This is a genomic window from Salinibacillus aidingensis, assembly GCF_055393355.1.
The window spans coordinates 3,285,074-3,301,902 of record NZ_AP043759.1 but is presented as its reverse complement, the minus strand read 5'-3'; the positions used below and the strand labels follow the sequence as shown (position 1 = coordinate 3,301,902).

Sequence of the window (16,829 nt, the reverse complement as noted above, 5' to 3'; positions counted from 1 at the left end):
CATTAGCGTTACCCTTTCATAGGGTATTATACCCGCACAAAGGAGGTATATCGGATGATTGATGAAGCCTTTATCAGACAGGGATTATACGTACAGGGGCTGCCCGTGTATACGACTGACATTCCTTATATCCAAAACCTGCTTTTGACGATGAATCAGGCCCAGACATCTCTGCATGTGTTTCCGCACTTAAATATGGAAGTACCTGTAACAGTGGTAGATAAGGAGGTGATACGATGACAGATCCAGCCTTCCTGACAGCATCGGAACTTGCTTCGTTCATCAAATCAAAGCAACTTTCTCCTGTGGAACTGACAACGCATTTTTTAAATCGTATCCAAACGTTTGATTCCGATCTCCATACCTATATTACCCCGCTTCCCGATTTAGCCCTTCAGCAGGCGAAAGAAGCGGAAGACGAAATTATGCGTGGAGAGTATAAGGGACCTCTTCACGGAATTCCGATGGGGATAAAAGATAATTATGATACAAAAGGAATACGGACAACAGTAGGATCCGGACTCTTTGCCCATTCCGTCCCTGAAAAAAATGCAACAGCAGTGGATAAACTGCTGGGAGCAGGCGGAATTATGCTGGGAAAGCAAAACATGCATGAACTTGCAGCCGGTTCAACAGGCACCAATCCGTTCTTTGGTACGACCCGAAATCCCTGGAATCGTAAATACATGCCCGGCGGTTCAAGCAGTGGCGGGACAACATCCTTAGCGGCAGGACTTGCAACGGTAGCTACTGGAACGGATACATTTGGCTCCATTCGTTTGCCCGCTTCGATGTGTGGTGTATACGGGTTAAAGCCGACGTATGGGCTAGTCAGCACATATGGAGTGTTCCCGACAGCCTGGTCATTGGATACGGCGGGACCTATGGCGCGCTCCGTATCAGATTTAGCGCTCATGCTAAATCATATGGCGGGGTATGATCCCAATGATCCTGCAAGTCTTAAGGTGGAGATTCCTGATTATACAGAAAATCTGAACAAAGAAATGAACGGCATTACAATCGGTGTTCCTGCCTATTATCTTGAGGGATTGGACCCGGAAGTGGAAAAGCTTTTTCAAAATGCTATAAAAGCTCTCCAGCATTTAGGGGCTGAAGTAAGGGAAATTGAGGTTCCGGAGCTTTCTATGTCTACATTTGCCGGTTATTTGACTGTAACAGGTGAAGCATCCGCTCTCCATCATGAGTGGTTGCAGACCCACTCAGAGCTCTATTCCGCAGATATCCGATCGTTCTTTTTGGCGGGCTCACTGACGAATTCGCCGCAATATGTCAAAGCCCAGCAAGCCAGGAGAAGGATGGTTAAAGGTATTCAAGAGGCCTTTAAGGAAGTGGATATTATGCTTGGCCCCACGATACCGATTCGAACCCCGGCATTTCGTGAAAACTGGCTCGATCAGAACTTACATGTTGTGAAAGAATGTTTACCTTTTACCGCGCCTGTAAATCTAACGGGGATCCCCGGTTTGTCGGTACCTATGGGATTCAATTCGAGAGGTCTTCCGGCTGGTATGCAATTTATGGGAAATCATCTTTCGGAATCTCTGCTGCTGCAGGTAGGAAGTATGTGGGAGAAGATCAATCCATTAAGTATCAAATTAGCGAGGGCATGAGACGCACAGGTTCATGTCCTCATTGGTTGTGCCGGTAAGAACATAGGTGGTAGCGACCTTTCCTGATTGGTACTCCGCAATATTTCAGTAAAAAATTCTGTATTATAAAAAAGAGGGTGGGACATAACTAATGTTCTTGGTAATAAACCGAATATAGGGCACTTTAGCGGAGGAAATATACGTAGACTCCTGGTCGGCTAAAAGCGGTACGTCCTGTACCAACGCCGACACTTGAACGTCCTGTTCTTCGCGGGAGGAGGCTTACCAGCCGCCCGCGGCAAAGAAGACACTACGAAAACGACCTTTAGGGAGTTTGAGTAGATGTCGCACTTGTGCCCTTAGGTGAAAGCGAAGTATATTTCCGGAGCGGTGGTTCCTACACCTATTCGGATTTACCTTTAGCGAAAACACTTATATCCCAGCCCCAATGTGAGTTCAATGGTTTTAGCTTATAGAATGATTAGTTTGCCGTCACTTTTGATTTCACTTCTAACCGGCGCTTGTGCAAAATCGGTTCCGTATATCCGTTTGGCTGATCATAACCTTTAAGGACGAGATCTTTAGCCGCCTGAAATGCAACGGACTGATCAAAGTTATTGTACATTGGCTGATAGTTAGGATCCCCTGCGTTTTGCTCATCCACGATTTTGGACATTCGTTTCAGGGTTTCTACGACCTGCTCCTCCGTACAAATTCCATGGTGGAGCCAGTTCGCCATATGCTGACTTGATATTCGTAGTGTTGCACGGTCCTCCATGAGCCCAATGTCATTAATATCCGGAACCGTTGAGCAGCCAATGCCCTGGTCGACCCAGCGAACGACATAACCAAGAATACCTTGAGCATTGTTGTTCAGCTCTTCCTGGATTTCGTCCTGAGTCCAGTCGGGTTTTTCGGCAATAGGTATCGTAAGGATGTCATCGGTGTAATCCTCATTCTTATTGATCAGCTGCGCCTGAACCGCTTTTACATCAACCTGATGATAATGAAGGGCATGCAGAGTAGCAGCGGTTGGGGATGGCACCCACGCCGTATTGGCACCTGCTTCAAGCTGGCCGATTTTCTTTTCTATCATATCCTTCATGAGCTCCGGCATGGCCCACATTCCTTTTCCAATTTGGGCATGCCCCTGTAATCCACATGCCAGACCAACACTGACATTGGCCTTTTCATAACTCTGGAGCCAGGTTAGTGATTTCATGTCATTTTTACGCACCATTGGCCCTGCTTCCATTGAGGTATGAATTTCATCGCCTGTTCGATCTAAAAAACCGGTATTAATAAATACAATTCGGTCTTTAACCTCTTTGATGCAATTCTTCAGGTTGAGGGTTGTGCGGCGTTCCTCATCCATAACCCCGATTTTCAAGGTGTTTCGTTCTAAACCAAGCATGTCTTCCACTTTTTCAAACATTTGATTGGAAAAAGCGACTTCCTTTGAACCGTGCATTTTAGGCTTCACAATATAGACCGAGCCTTCAGAAGAGTTTCGATAGGACCCTGTCTGTAATAGGTCGTGCTTGGCAATCAGACTTGTAATGATGCAATCTAAAATCCCCTCAGGAACTTCCTGGCCCTTTTCATTAAGAACGGCACTGGTTGTCATTAAATGCCCGACGTTTCGAACGAACATCAGTGAGCGACCGTGCAGGGTAACGGTTTCTCCATTCACTGACGTATACTCACGGTCAGGGTTTAGGGATCTGGTGATGGTTTTTCCGTTTTTGGAGAAAGTGGATGTTAAGTCTCCTTTTGTAAGTCCCAGCCAGTTTTTATACACGAGTACTTTGTCTTCTACATCTACGGCTGTGACTGAATCCTCACAGTCCATAATGGTTGTAATGGCGGACTCAATATAAACATCCTTCACACCGGCCAGATCCGTTCTCCCGATAGAGTCGTTTTTATCAATCTGAATTTCAATATGCAAATCATTATTTTTTAACAAAATGCTGGATGCTTCATCTGTTTTTCCTGTGTAGCCAATGAGCTGTTCAGGGTTCATAAGATTGGCAGTTTCGCCATTTTCAAGAGAAACAGATAATTGGCCATTAGAAATCTTATAGCCAGTTGCTTCTTTGTGAGAATGATTAGCTAAAGGTACAGCCTGATCGAGAAATTCCCTGGCATAGGCAATGACCTTTTGCCCCCGAATCGGATTGTAGGCGCCGGTTTTTTCCGCTCCGTCCTCCTCACTGATGATGTCTGATCCATAAAGGGCATCATACAGGCTTCCCCAGCGGGCATTGGCAGCGTTTAAGGCATAACGTGCATTATTCACCGGCACGACCAGCTGCGGACCTGCCTGTATGGTGACTTCATCGTCAACGTTTTGCGTGGTCACCTTGAAATCACTCACTTCAGGCTCCAAGTACCCAATCTCTTCCAAAAATGCTTTGTATTGAGCAAAGTTAAAATTCCCCTTATTTTCTTTATGCCACTGGGAAATCTCCTTCTGCAATTTTTCCCGATGCTCCAGCAGCCGCTGGTTCTCGGGCATTAATTCACCAATCACACGTTCAACGTCTGTCCAGAACGTATCCTGATCCAAACCAGTCCCGGGCAGAACCTCCTGATTTATAAATTCATACAATTCCTCAGCAACCTTATAATTCCCGGTTGTCACATAGTTCCCCACACACTTCGCCTCCTTAAAATTATCATTTCAAAATTGAAGGACAATTCTTTTTATTCTGTTATTTATATCTTATAATACAGATAGCCTATAACAAAAATACATATTTTGAATACGTATTATTCCAATAAGCTATAGGAAGGGGGGTGAACATGGATATTCGTCAGTTGGAATACTTTTCTGAGGTAGCCAGGCAATCCAGTTTTACCAAAGCCGCTGCCAGCCTGCATGTCTCCCAGCCGTCCCTCAGTAAAGCGATTAAAAATTTAGAGGGTGAGTTAGGGGTGCCTTTGTTTTACCGTGCAGCCAGGCAGGTTTACTTAACGGATGCAGGAAAGGCGGTGTTCATGAATGCCAAGCACGTGCTGGAATCCTTTAATAACCTGACAGCTGAACTAACCGATATTATGGAATTAAAAAAGGGAGAAATACGTATTGGCATTCCACCAATCGTCGGGGCTGCCTTTTTTGCCAAGCTAATCAGCCGGTTTAAAGAACTATATCCTTTGATCGACCTTACGTTAAGAGAGGTGGGTACGAAGGCGATTAAACAGGGAGTGAAGGAAGGATCGCTTGATATCGGACTGGTGTGTAACCTGCCTGACAATAACCAGGAGTTTGAGAAAATGGAAATCGTCAAGGATCCCCTCATGCTCGTCGTTCATCACGAAAATCCTCTAGTCAGGCAGGAAAATGTGTATTTCGGTGACCTTAAGGACGAATCCTTTATTTTGTATCGAAATGACTTTTCCCTGTATGATCATATTATTGAAGAATGCTCCCGGCATCAATTCTCTCCGTCCATTGTTTGTGAAAGCTCACAAAAGGAATTTATGCTGGAGATGGTCAGCTCCAAATTGGGAATTGCCCTGCTGCCGAAGAAGATCTGTGAAGACATCTCTCATCCTGCAATCAGAACAATTCCTCTGGAGGAATCCCCTCTGCATCTTGGATTGGGGATGATTTGGAGTAAAAATCGGTATCTGCCTTTTTCGGTACGGGAATTTATTCACATGTCTGAACGGGTGGTTGATTCATAGCTTTACTTTTCTGCACGTAATAATTCTGGAACACCCATTATTTGTGCTGTTACATACACTTATCGTCTGATTAAACGGGTGTTCTCGGATTCCGTAATTATCAGAGAATAAGAAAAATTGTATTAATAATTATACTAAAATATGATATGGTTATAGGTAGAATAACAATTAGTTATACCTAACGAGAATAACGATTTCATGATTACAATCTTAGTGATAAGGAAGGTAAAAATGAGTAATCAACAAACTAGCACAGACGTAATCTTAATTGGTGCAGGAATTATGAGTGCGACTTTGGGCTCATTGTTAAAAGAATTAGAGACAGATTGGAATATTAAAGTTTTTGAGAAGCTCAGCAAGTCCGGAGAGGAAAGCTCCAATGAGTGGAACAATGCAGGAACCGGACACTCTGCCCTCTGTGAGCTGAACTACACCCCGGAACAAGCAGATGGATCGATTGACATTCGGAAAGCCATAAAAATTAATGAACAGTTTCAGGTATCCAAACAGTTCTGGTCTTATCTTGTCAACCAGAATCGGATTCAGCATCCACAGGAATTTATTCAGCCCCTCCCACATATGAGTTTGGTGCATGGAGAGCAGAATGTATCCTTTTTGAAGAAACGTTTTAAAGCGCTGTCAAAAAATCCGTTATTTGAGGGCATGGAATTTTCTGATGACCCGGAAAAATTAAAGGATTGGATTCCGGTGATTATGGATGACCGTACAGCCGATGAGCCGATAGCGGCAACCAAAATGGATTCGGGAACGGATGTGAATTTTGGAGCCCTGACCCGTAAATTATTTAACCACTTAGAGACTCAAGGGGTTGAAGTGAATTACGGACATAGTGTCAAAGATATAAAGCGTACCCAGGACGGCCGATGGGAGCTTAAGGTAAAAAACCACAATAACGGCAATGTGGAGCATCATACAGCAAAATTCATTTTTGTTGGAGGTGGAGGAGGAAGTCTCCATTTACTGCAAAAATCCGGCATTCCAGAGGGCAAGGGAATTGGCGGCTTCCCTGTAAGCGGTCTGTTTATGGTGTGTAACAATCCTGATGTGATAGACAGGCATTATGCCAAAGTCTATGGCAAAGCAAAGGTTGGGGCACCTCCCATGTCGGTTCCGCACCTGGATACCAGATTTATAGACAACAAGAGATCCCTTTTATTTGGACCCTTTGCCGGCTTTTCGCCAAAGTTTTTGAAAACGGGTTCATTGCTGGATCTCTTCACGTCGATCAAACCGCACAATTTATTTACTATGCTGGCTGCAGGTGTGAAAAACTTCCCGTTAACCAAGTACCTGATTCAGCAGGTGCTGTTAACGAAAGAAAGACGTATGGAAGAGCTAAGAGAGTTTATCCCGGATGCTCAGTCTGATGATTGGGATTTGGTCGTCGCCGGCCAGCGTGTACAAGTCATCAAGGATACGGAGGAAAAAGGAAAAGGAACTCTTCAATTTGGTACCGAGGTCGTCAGTGCCGAAGATGGTTCCATTGCTGCATTGCTTGGAGCTTCCCCAGGTGCATCCACGGCTGTTCACGTCATGCTTGAGGTCATTCAAAAATGTTTCCCTGAGCAGCTGGAGGAATGGGAGCCAAAAATAAAAGAAATGATCCCGTCCTATGGGGAATCCTTAATGGACAACCCTGAGCTGCTGCGTGAGGTTCGGTCTACAGCAAATGAGGCTCTTCATCTTGAAAGAACAGAAGCGTATATGGCGAATTAAACTAATAAAGATGATAAATTTAATAAAAGACTATTAGATGTATTAGATGAGAATAGGATACAAGAAGAGTCGTTGATGACTCAAGAAGAAAGAGGAATTAATCAAGCAGGATTAGCTCCTCTTTCTGTTTAATTAATTAGTAGCCATTCAAAGCTATTTTGCATAGAAGGAGGGACACTAATGTCAAATGTTTCAATTTGGTGTTAGCTGGATTCGACCATATACAGTGCATAATGATCACCAAACTTGGTACGGTGCTAATCCAACGATAATGTCTTCCTTATAAAGAGAAGATAAGAGTACAGGAACCATTACTGGCCCGTGAGTTATTCAATTAACGAAGCAGGTATTTGTAAGGCGTATTGCAATTATAAATATTAGTATTAACTTTCAAATTTGTTCAGCTACTAAAGCGTTTGAAATAGCTGTTATCACTAGTATGAAAAAGAGAGATAAAAGCTCCCACTGACACTCAGTGAGAGCTTTTGTTCATAATGGAATGGATGTGTTGACGCACAGTTGCTGCGTTATAATTCACATATATATTTATGGGAATTTATGATACTCGGTCCTCATCATCAATTTCATCTTCATTAATAATATCCTGCTGTATTTTCTTCTCGTCCTGTAGATCCCCAAGAGCATTGAAGATTCTTCTTCTTTCCACAGGGAGTGATCCTTCTTTGGACTCTTTTAGCAGGGATTTAACCAGGGCGTAGATCATGAAGAACATGATTATCATAAATGGAAATCCGCCTAGAACAGAAGCGGTCTGCAGTGAGCTTAAGCCCCCGGCAAGAAGCAGAACCGCAGCAAAGGCTCCTTCCAGTACGCCCCATGTAACCCTTAAGCCGATTGGAGGCTGAGGGTTTCCTTTTGATGTCAGCATTCCAATAACATAGGTTCCAGAGTCTGAAGAAGTTACGAAAAAGACGGCTACTGAAATCATGGCAATGGCAATCAGCAAGCCTGAGAAAGGAAACTCTGATAATAAGGCAAAGAATCCTTGGGCTTCGTCGATTTTAACCGCATCCAGGATATTAAATTCTCCAAAATGCTGTCCCCATAGAGCCGCACCGCCGAATACACCGAACCAGACCATACTTACGGCTGTTGGAACGAGTAAGACACCGATGGAAAAGCTGCGGATCGTGCGCCCTCTGGAGACCCGGGCGATAAAGGAACCAACAAATGGTGCCCACGCAATCCACCAGGCCCAATAGAAAATGGTCCAGCTGTTATACCAGCCTTCCGCGCCTTCTCCTGCTGCATCGATTCCAAATGACATCTGAAGGAAATTCTGCAGGTAGCTTCCGGTTGAATGAGTAATGGCATTTAAAATGAATACAGTTGGTCCTAAGATCAGGATAAATACCATGAGCAATCCGGCGACACTCAGGTTAATTTGACTTAACCATTTAATCCCTTTATCAATGCCCGATGTGGTTGATAAGATTGCCAGGGCAGTAACTACGACCACAATAATGAGCCATAATCCGGTCGTATTTGGAATGCCGAACAGATTCTCAAGCCCCTGACCAATTTGCATAACACCTAAACCAAGTGAAGTGGAGATTCCCAGCAATGTGGCCAGAACTCCAATAATGTTCACGGTGTTTCCAATCGGTCCATTTATTTTGTCGCGTCCAATCAGTGGTTCTAAGGTTGAGCTTAGCATCATTGGCAGTCCCTTACGATAGCTGAAGTAGGCAAGAGAACAGGCTACCACGGCGTAAATGGCCCATGGGTGAATACCCCAATGGAAAAAGGAATACTGTAATGCCATATGCACAGCATCAGCTGTTCCTCCTTCACCGTATGGGGGCCAGTCATAATGGTTTATCGGCTCTGAGACTCCCCAGAAAAGAAGTCCAATCCCCATTCCTGCACTAAATAACATGGCAAACCAGGCACCGGTCGAATACATAGGTTCTTCATCATCATCTCCAAGCCTGATTTGACCAAGCGGACTGATAATTAAAGCAATAGCAGCGATAACGAATGCGCTGGCTCCTAAAATAAATGACCAGCCAAGGTTTGTTGCCATCCAATTAAACGTTGCATCCATATATTTACCGAAATCAGGCAATGTAATGCCGATTACAACAAATAAAACGGCTAATACCAGTGATATAATAAAAACAGGAGTCTTTAAAGCTTCTCTAAATGAACGTAATCCTTTTTGTCTCCTTTGTTGTTCAGACATAGTTGCCTCCTTATAATGTAAATGTTCAACCTTAGAAAGATAACGAATAAACAGGCATAAAGACAAATGCGGAAAATAGATGAATATGGCTATTTGTGCGTAAATGGCCAATATAGTTAAAAATATATTGTTATATCGGAAAATATAGACTTATTTCGACGGATTCCTTTATTTAAACCAAAAGACTTTTTGCAGATTTAAATTGTGAATACCTGAGCAAAATAGCGTAACCATGGGGTTTTGGGCCCTCCTGAATTCTAAAGGGGCGATCAGGGTTCAACCTCTGAAAATAATTGTTTTGACTTAAGAAAAAATCTCTTCAATCGCCTAATATAGCCCCATTTATGGCAAATATATACTTAAAAGTAAGATAACAGCATGTAGGTAGTTGTTATAGATTAAAGGCAGATCAATCATGAATCTTATAGACGAGAAAGCAATGACAGGATCGATTTCTACTATCTATCAACAAACACACAAACAAAATCTATCGACATAGAATAGCATATAGTAACTCAGATAAAGGAGAGGCAGAATGTCCCGTGAACTTTGTATGCTTTTAGAGAAGACCCCTTCAGGTACTTTAATTGAGGAATTGATGATGAATGGAGAAGATGTGTCAAGAGTGGACGAAATTTTAAAATAATCAGTGTGGAGGAGGTCATAGGAAGGCGGGTAAAAACGGTAAGGGTAAGAAAAGATGATTCATAGAGCCTTTATGATGACGGTGATCGTAGTTCGGCAGCATACAGAAGGATTCAATCACACAGAAAGGAGTGCGGCATGTCATGCATAGCACTCCTTTTTAAAATATCATCAATTACATATTGGAATAAACATAGTCATAGCAGTCGCATTTCATTCAAATGTCCATTTAATTACAAATCGCTTATTCTGAAAGTCTCTCCCAAATTATAGCCTATCCAGCCCCCGATAAAGGGGAATGCACTCAAGGGAAACTCCAATCTTACAGAGTCATAATCCATCACAAACAGGAACACTGTCAAAATAGTGGTTATTGCACTGATGGCGATGGCGAGGAGTGTAATCATTGTGCTAAAGAGGAGATTTGTAAGGTGTATTTGTTCGAGGCCATGTTTTAAAAGAATAAAACGTCAGGGGATGAAGACCATATCTAAGCAGATAGACTCCATACAGCAATCCTCCTGAAAATAGAAGGAATGACAGAAATGAAATCATCGTATACCTCCTTCCTGAGACGAAGGAAGAGGATGGAAAGAGAGAAAATAGAGTTGAAAGAGACATCCCCTCATATAGGGGATGTCCCACTTTTTGAGCAAGCTATGCCGCGGTCTGTTTTCGTCCATGGATTTTCGTGATCATATTGGCCAGCTGGTTAACAAATGGCAGGGCAATCAGGGAGCTTAAAACGTTAAAGAGTGCGCTGATGTGGGCGACCTGTACATCCGGCTGTGTGGCCAGCATTGTACCCACATGGGCAAGAACTCCGATGAATGGGAAGAACGCGATGACTCCGAAAACGTTTATCCAGATATGGGACCAGGCGGTAAGTCTTGCTTCTCTTCCCCCTGCTATAGAGGCAAGCCATGCGTCAATACAGGTTCCAATATTGGCCCCTAATACAATGGCGACAGCTGTATCAAGATTCAAAACCCCTGCAGCAATGAAGCCCATCGTAATTCCTGTTGTCGCTGTACTGGATTGAATGACAGCTGTCAGAATGGCTCCGGTTAACACAGCATACAGGCGATTGTTGTCCAGGGACAGGAATAACTGATCTATGAATGCCATTTCTGTAATTGGAGCTGCAAGCATTTTGAAGTTCCAGATGGCACCAAATACGGCCGATAATCCGAGTAAAGCCAGGCCGGTGTTCCTTATCGTGTCTCTTTTTATGAGCAGGAAAATGGCTCCGATTGCTGCCATAGGGATAATCATGGCGTTAATGTCCAGAGCTATGATCTCTGTTGTAACGGTGTTCCCGATATTTGCACCGAGGATAATTCCAATCGATTGACTGAAGGTAAGCATATTTCTTGCGACAAGACCGACGACAATAATGGATACGGCAGAGCTGCTCTGCAGTATGGCTGTTACCACGGTCCCCAGCAGGGGTCCCTTCCATGGAGAATCGGTCAGTTTTGCAAGCCAAGTTTTCAGTTTATCGGCTGACATGTTGAAAAGACCAGTTCTTACCAGATACATTCCTAATAAAAATACACCTAATGTCAGGATAAATAGCAAGGTCTGAATCAATTTCTCACCTTCTTTCTTTGGCTTGTAAAAAAGAAAAAGGAGGTGAAGCGTAAATAGGATCGCTGTGAAATAGATAGAGTAGGACCAGGAGATTCCTACTCTATAATGAGAAAGGAGTGATTTAATTTTCTTTATTTCTATTTAATCCTTTATGCGCCTGGCAGACTCCTGCACAGCAAAAACAGGCTTCGGAGCAGGACGTGCCTTGACATTTTCGGGCTCAGGCTGAGTACTGGTCCCGTTGGTAAAGGTATTCAGTACTTTTTGATTTTGACGATGCATGGCCATTCTTATGACATAGACCTCATACATAAACAAACCTGCAACTAAGGTATAAAGAAGAACATCGATCACAGTTTCACCCCCTTTAGTCATCACTATATGAAAATACAAGGGACATGCTTGGGTCAGGTATAAGAGAAAAAATAGAATTGCGCAGAAAACTAGTAAATCTAATAGATTTTAAAAGGAGTGGGAGTCATCCTGTTATGAGCTGCCACAATCGAATAAGGTGGGTAGGGTTGAGGAAAATGAGCGGTAAGGGCAGTACGTACGTTTACGTTTTTTAAATAAATTCCATGGATGCTGTTTTAGGCAGAAATAGGGTTCCGTGATGCAATGTGATATAATTCCAAATGATGAAATTTGTGTATTAGGTGGTTTCTATATGCTTTCGTTTTTAAAAAAGCTTGCAGAAAATCTGTTTCCCGGTTATTTTGCCTTTATTATGGCAACAGGAGCCCTATCCATCGGTTCCTTTTTGCTCGAAATGGTCTGGATTTCTAAAACCTTGCTTTATATTAATACCGGAGCCTATGTGGTTTTATGGATCCTTACATTATTAAGAGTGATTTATTATTTTCCAAAATTCAAAGCCGATATGATGAGCCATACTCTTGGTCCGGGGTTTTTTACTTTAGTGGCAGGGACCAACGTCTTTGGAAGTCAGCTGGTTGTAGTTGCCGGGCTTTCTTCGGTGGCTATCTACTTATGGATTTTTGCTATTGTTTTATGGGTCGTCATTATGTATAACTTCTTTACAGCCGTAACTATACGAAAAAATAAGCCGTCCATCGCCAAGGGCATTAATGGGGCCTGGCTGATTGCTACGGTGGCCACCCAATCCCTTTCCATCTTAGGGACCCTTCTTTCGCCAAGTATTGAAGATGGACGGGACATCCTTCTGTTTTTTACGTTATGCATGTATTTTTTAGGGTGTATGCTATATTTAAATATTATTACCCTGATTTTCTACCGATTTACGTTTGTGGACTTCAGGTATGATTCTCTTTCACCTCCTTATTGGATCAATATGGGGGCAGTTGCCATTACAACACTGGCGGGATCAACTCTTATTCTTCATGCGAACGAATGGGCCCTGCTTGATGAGATTACGCCCTTTTTAAAGGGATTTACCTTGTTCTTCTGGATTACTGGCACATGGTGGATTCCCTTATTGTTTATTCTCATGATCTGGAAGCATTTCTATCATCGGGACCCGTTAAAATATGATCCGCAATACTGGGGGATGGTGTTCCCGCTTTCTATGTACACAACAAGTACCTTTCAATTATCGCAGGCTATTGAAGTTTCCTTTTTAACGGTTATCCCCGGATTTTTTGTGTATATTGCCATTAGCGCATGGATCATTGTTTTTGCAGGAATGCTCCATCGTCTCTATGGACGTATGCGGACCCATTTTAGCTGGTGACCTGTGCAATGAGTGGACAGCAGATAGATAAGTCCCATAAAATATTAGATAAAACTATCCATTAGAAAGAGATACATATGAATCGATTAAAGATTTTCTTGAAAAAGTATCAGAAGCCTATCGTTCAGATATTTAGTGTGATCGGGTTTGCCATCATTATCGGGATTGGAATTTTCGTGATTAAAAGTGACTTTTTTGGAAATCCGGAAAGGGTGCGGGATTGGATCTCAGGATTTGGCAGTGTCGCACCGCTTCTTTTTCTGGCACTAACCTTTATTCAGGTGGTTATTCCCGTGCTGCCGGGCAATGTGACAACGGTTGTCGGTGTGATGTTATTTGGAATTGGCCTCGGGTCTGTTTTAAATGTTGTGGGGATCTTTTTGGGGTCACTGGCAAACTTCTGGCTTGCCAGAAAATATGGTCGAGCCTTTGCCCGTTATTTTGTTAAGGATGAGACGTATGAAAAATATATTGGATGGGTCAATGAGGGAAAACGGTTTGAGCGGTTCTTTGCCATTTCCATGGTATTTCCCGGCTTTCCTGATGATTTTATCTGTCTGATTGCCGGACTCACCAAAATGACGCTGAAGAAATTCATCTTTTATTTTCTTCTGTGTAAGCCGATTACGTTAACACTGTATACACTGGTTCCCTTATATGGGATGAATTATTTGTATGAGCTCCTGCAGTTTTAGATTAATCCCTCCATGATTACGGTGTTAGGTTAATTAATGTATAATCATAATTAGAAAGGAGGGAATTTCGTGATAAATCAAAAAATCGTTCCCCATCTATGGTTTAACCAGGAAGCACAAGAAGCTGCGGAATTTTATACATCCATATTTCCCAATTCAGACATCACCAATAACACAACAGTACGTAACACCCCATCTGGAAATAGCGATGTCGTTTCATTTGATATTGCAGGTTATTCATTCATGGCCATCAATGGAGGCCCACATTTTCAATTCACCCCATCGATTTCTTTTTTTGTTAATTTTGATCCTTCAAGAGACGAGAATGCCAGGGAAAATTTAGACCAGCTCTGGGAAAAACTCTCTCAAGGCGGCACACCGTTAATGCCACTTCAAGAATACCCATTTAGTAAACGCTATGGATGGATACAGGATAAGTACGGGTTGACATGGCAGTTAATCCTCACGAACCCAGATGGCGAGGAACGACCATTTATTGTACCTTCCATGTTGTTTGTTCAAGATGTTTGCGGAAAGGCAGAAGAAGCCAGTGACTTTTATCTGTCTATTTTCAACGATTCAAAACGAGGGGAGATGGCTCGTTATCCTGCTGGCATGGAACCAGACAAAGAAGGGACAATGATGTACACAGACTTTATGCTTGAGAATCAATGGTTCACCGCAATGGACAGTGCGCATCAACATGACTTTAATTTTAATGAAGCTATTTCGTTGTTAGTTCGATGTGAAAATCAAGAGGAGATCGATTATTACTTCGAAAAACTATCCTCAGATCCAGAAGCTGAACAATGTGGTTGGTTAAAAGATAAGTATGGAGTCTCCTGGCAAGTCTGGCCAGTAGTGATGGGAGAAATGATGGCAAATGCGACGGACGAACAGATGGATCGATTAACAAAAGCCTTTCTCCAAATGAAAAAATTTGATATAGAAAAATTAGTAGAAGCATATCAAGGTAAGTAATCATTCTCCTACTTCGAAAATGATTGATACTAATATAGGGAGTACTATTAATGGAGTTAGTCTTCGTCCCGCGGTAAATGATTTGAGAAGAATTCAAATTCGATACAACTAAAAGCAAAAAACAAGGGACAGCCTCTTGTTTTTTGCTTTCTTCAAGATAGTTATTTTTGCTATATTCTCCGATAAATACTATAAATCAAGGGCATACTAACCCATATTAGAACTGGGAGGGATTAATATGGGAACAAATCGGAATTCATTGTCCGTTTATGCTCTTGGTGGATTAAATGAAATTGGGAAAAATATGTACGCCATCGAATATGGCAACGATATTGTACTGATTGATTGTGGGAATAAGTTTCCTGATGAGACGTTATTAGGCATTGATTTAATTATACCGGATATGTCTTACATTATAGAAAATCAGAGCCGAGTGCGTGCGCTAATACTTACACACGGGCATGAGGATCACATTGGAGGAGTCCCTTTTTTCTTGAAAACCATAAATGTGCCCGTGTATGCGACACGGTTCACACTGGGGCTTGTTGAAATCAAATTAAAGGAACATCGGCTTTTACGAGAAAGTGAATTAATTGAAATCCATTCCGATTCAGAAGTTCAAATTGGCGACATGGAGATAAGCTTTTTCAAAGTGAACCATAGCATTCCGGATTGTTTAGGGATTGTCTTTAACATGCCAGAAGGAACGATCGTACATACGGGGGACTTCAAATTTGATTTGACCCCTGCGAACAATGAACGACCAGATATTCACAAAATGGCTAACATCGGCAACAAAGGGGTTCTGCTTCTATTGTCCGAAAGCACCAATGCTGAGCGACCAGGCTATACACCTTCTGAACAAATGGTAGGGAAAAATTTAGAACAGATATTTACACAAGCAAAACGAAAAGTCATTGTATCCACGTTCGCTTCCAATATTAGTCGGATCCAACAGGTTGTCGATGCTGCTGAGAAAACCAATCGAAAACTAGCTTTACTAGGTCGGTCGATGATGAATGTTGTAAAGGTTGCGATGGACCGCGGCTATTTAGTTATTCCAAAATGGATGTTAATTGAAGCTCGTGATATTGATGAGTTGCCTCCAGAAAGGGTAACTATTTTATGCACTGGGAGCCAAGGAGAGGCCCTGGCAGCCCTTAGTCGCCTGTCCACTGGTAACTTTCGCGATGTAGAGATCTTACCCGAGGATACGGTCATCCTTGCCGCCGGTCCGATCCCAGGGAATGAAAAGAATGTAACCAGTATTGTCGACAACCTCTATAAACTTGGAGCCCATGTGATTTATGGTTCAGGAAGCAGCTCAGGCATGCACGTTTCAGGTCATGGCTATCAAGAAGATTTACGACTCATGCTAACCTTGATGAAGCCAAAATACTTCATACCCATTCATGGTGAACACCGAATGCTACATCATCACCGAATGCTCGCAGAATCGGTAGGGATTGAAAAAGGCAACACCTTTATTTTGAAAAATGGGGATGTTGTCGATATTGAGCATTCCATTGCCCGCAGCACGAGAAACATCCCGAGCGGTGACACTTATGTGGATGGAGTAGATGTAGGAGATATGGAATTTGTATTAAGAGACCGTAAACAAATTTCAGAGGAAGGAATGCTCATGGCGATTATCCCAATAAATAAACACGATAAAAAACTACTCTCAGATCCCGAATTTATTTCCCGTGGATTCGTCGATCAAAACTTCACAGAGCTTAGAAAGGGAATGAATCGAATTACAAAAGAAACCATTAACGAGCTGCGTGATACAGATAGAGGATCATGGAATCTCATAAAAAAACGGGTAAAAAGGTCTCTTGCTAAATATGTAAAACAACATACGAAGAAAGAACCAATGATTGTTCCGATATTGATGGATATTTAAATTATAAATATTTGGGGTCAGTCTGTCACACGGCACTTGGGATTCACAA

The 16,829-nt window shown here is 42.5% G+C and carries 12 protein-coding genes; 8 read left to right on the top strand and 4 right to left on the bottom strand.

Features of this window, described 5'->3' with window-relative positions; translation table 11 throughout:
• Positions 1 to 54 precede the first annotated feature (54 nt).
• Together ACZ5OK_RS16885 and ACZ5OK_RS16880 are read left to right on the top strand one after the other, a co-directional pair.
• Entirely contained in the window at positions 55 to 240 is a 186-nt protein-coding gene (locus ACZ5OK_RS16885; RefSeq protein ID WP_343838952.1) for a hypothetical protein, read from the top strand.
• Positions 237 to 1,631, top strand: a complete 1,395-nt coding sequence (locus ACZ5OK_RS16880) for an amidase (protein WP_343838950.1) — start codon at positions 237 to 239, stop codon at positions 1,629 to 1,631. Before ACZ5OK_RS16885 ends, ACZ5OK_RS16880 begins: the two co-directional genes overlap by 4 nt.
• 460 nt (positions 1,632 to 2,091) lie before the next feature.
• On the opposite strand, the gene ACZ5OK_RS16875 is transcribed toward ACZ5OK_RS16880, so the two are convergent.
• A complete protein-coding gene (locus ACZ5OK_RS16875; protein WP_343838948.1) occupies positions 2,092 to 4,269 on the bottom strand; it encodes a malate synthase G in 2,178 nt (725 codons plus the stop codon).
• A gap of 149 nt (positions 4,270 to 4,418) precedes the next feature.
• Here ACZ5OK_RS16875 and ACZ5OK_RS16870 point away from each other — a divergent pair, with 149 nt between their 5' ends.
• Together ACZ5OK_RS16870 and ACZ5OK_RS16865 are read left to right on the top strand one after the other, a co-directional pair.
• Entirely contained in the window at positions 4,419 to 5,306 is an 888-nt protein-coding gene (locus ACZ5OK_RS16870; RefSeq protein WP_343838946.1) for a LysR family transcriptional regulator, read from the top strand.
• 198 nt (positions 5,307 to 5,504) lie between these two features.
• Entirely contained in the window at positions 5,505 to 7,043 is a 1,539-nt protein-coding gene (locus ACZ5OK_RS16865) for a malate:quinone oxidoreductase (protein WP_343838944.1), read from the top strand.
• Positions 7,044 to 7,599: 556 nt separating this feature from the next.
• Here ACZ5OK_RS16865 and ACZ5OK_RS16860 read toward each other — a convergent pair.
• From ACZ5OK_RS16860 to ACZ5OK_RS16850, 3 genes are all read right to left on the bottom strand, one after another.
• A complete protein-coding gene (locus ACZ5OK_RS16860; RefSeq protein WP_343838942.1) occupies positions 7,600 to 9,249 on the bottom strand; it encodes a BCCT family transporter in 1,650 nt (549 codons plus the stop codon).
• Between the two features lie 1,302 nt (positions 9,250 to 10,551).
• Positions 10,552 to 11,487, bottom strand: coding sequence for a Na/Pi symporter (locus tag ACZ5OK_RS16855; protein ID WP_343838940.1), 936 nt, complete (start codon positions 11,485 to 11,487; stop codon positions 10,552 to 10,554).
• A 141-nt stretch (positions 11,488 to 11,628) separates the two neighbouring features.
• On the bottom strand, positions 11,629 to 11,841 hold the full coding sequence (locus ACZ5OK_RS16850; protein WP_343838938.1) for a hypothetical protein: 213 nt from the start codon (positions 11,839 to 11,841) through the stop codon (positions 11,629 to 11,631).
• A 313-nt stretch (positions 11,842 to 12,154) separates the two neighbouring features.
• Between ACZ5OK_RS16850 and ACZ5OK_RS16845 the strand changes: the two genes are divergently transcribed.
• The 4 genes from ACZ5OK_RS16845 to ACZ5OK_RS16830 all read left to right on the top strand — a co-directional run bounded on the left by ACZ5OK_RS16845 (position 12,155) and on the right by ACZ5OK_RS16830 (position 16,780).
• Entirely contained in the window at positions 12,155 to 13,198 is a 1,044-nt protein-coding gene (locus ACZ5OK_RS16845; protein ID WP_343838936.1) for a tellurite resistance/C4-dicarboxylate transporter family protein, read from the top strand.
• 77 nt (positions 13,199 to 13,275) lie between these two features.
• Positions 13,276 to 13,893, top strand: a complete 618-nt coding sequence (locus ACZ5OK_RS16840) for a TVP38/TMEM64 family protein (RefSeq protein ID WP_343838934.1) — start codon at positions 13,276 to 13,278, stop codon at positions 13,891 to 13,893.
• A 72-nt stretch (positions 13,894 to 13,965) separates the two neighbouring features.
• Positions 13,966 to 14,874: a VOC family protein gene (locus tag ACZ5OK_RS16835; RefSeq protein WP_425542198.1), complete on the top strand. Its 909-nt coding sequence runs from the start codon at positions 13,966 to 13,968 to the stop codon at positions 14,872 to 14,874.
• Between the two features lie 238 nt (positions 14,875 to 15,112).
• Positions 15,113 to 16,780, top strand: coding sequence for a ribonuclease J (locus ACZ5OK_RS16830; RefSeq protein WP_343838930.1), 1,668 nt, complete (start codon positions 15,113 to 15,115; stop codon positions 16,778 to 16,780).
• Positions 16,781 to 16,829 lie beyond the last annotated feature (49 nt).

Coding starts and splice junctions, on each gene's coding strand:
- ACZ5OK_RS16845 (WP_343838936.1), top strand. CDS start 12,155: ATGCTTTCGTTTTTAAAAAAGCTTGCAGAAAATCTGTTTCCCGGTTAT.
- ACZ5OK_RS16840 (WP_343838934.1), top strand. CDS start 13,276: ATGAATCGATTAAAGATTTTCTTGAAAAAGTATCAGAAGCCTATCGTT.
- ACZ5OK_RS16870 (WP_343838946.1), top strand. CDS start 4,419: ATGGATATTCGTCAGTTGGAATACTTTTCTGAGGTAGCCAGGCAATCC.
- ACZ5OK_RS16860 (WP_343838942.1), bottom strand. CDS start 9,249: ATGTCTGAACAACAAAGGAGACAAAAAGGATTACGTTCATTTAGAGAA.
- ACZ5OK_RS16880 (WP_343838950.1), top strand. CDS start 237: ATGACAGATCCAGCCTTCCTGACAGCATCGGAACTTGCTTCGTTCATC.
- ACZ5OK_RS16885 (WP_343838952.1), top strand. CDS start 55: ATGATTGATGAAGCCTTTATCAGACAGGGATTATACGTACAGGGGCTG.
- ACZ5OK_RS16865 (WP_343838944.1), top strand. CDS start 5,505: ATGATTACAATCTTAGTGATAAGGAAGGTAAAAATGAGTAATCAACAA.
- ACZ5OK_RS16830 (WP_343838930.1), top strand. CDS start 15,113: ATGGGAACAAATCGGAATTCATTGTCCGTTTATGCTCTTGGTGGATTA.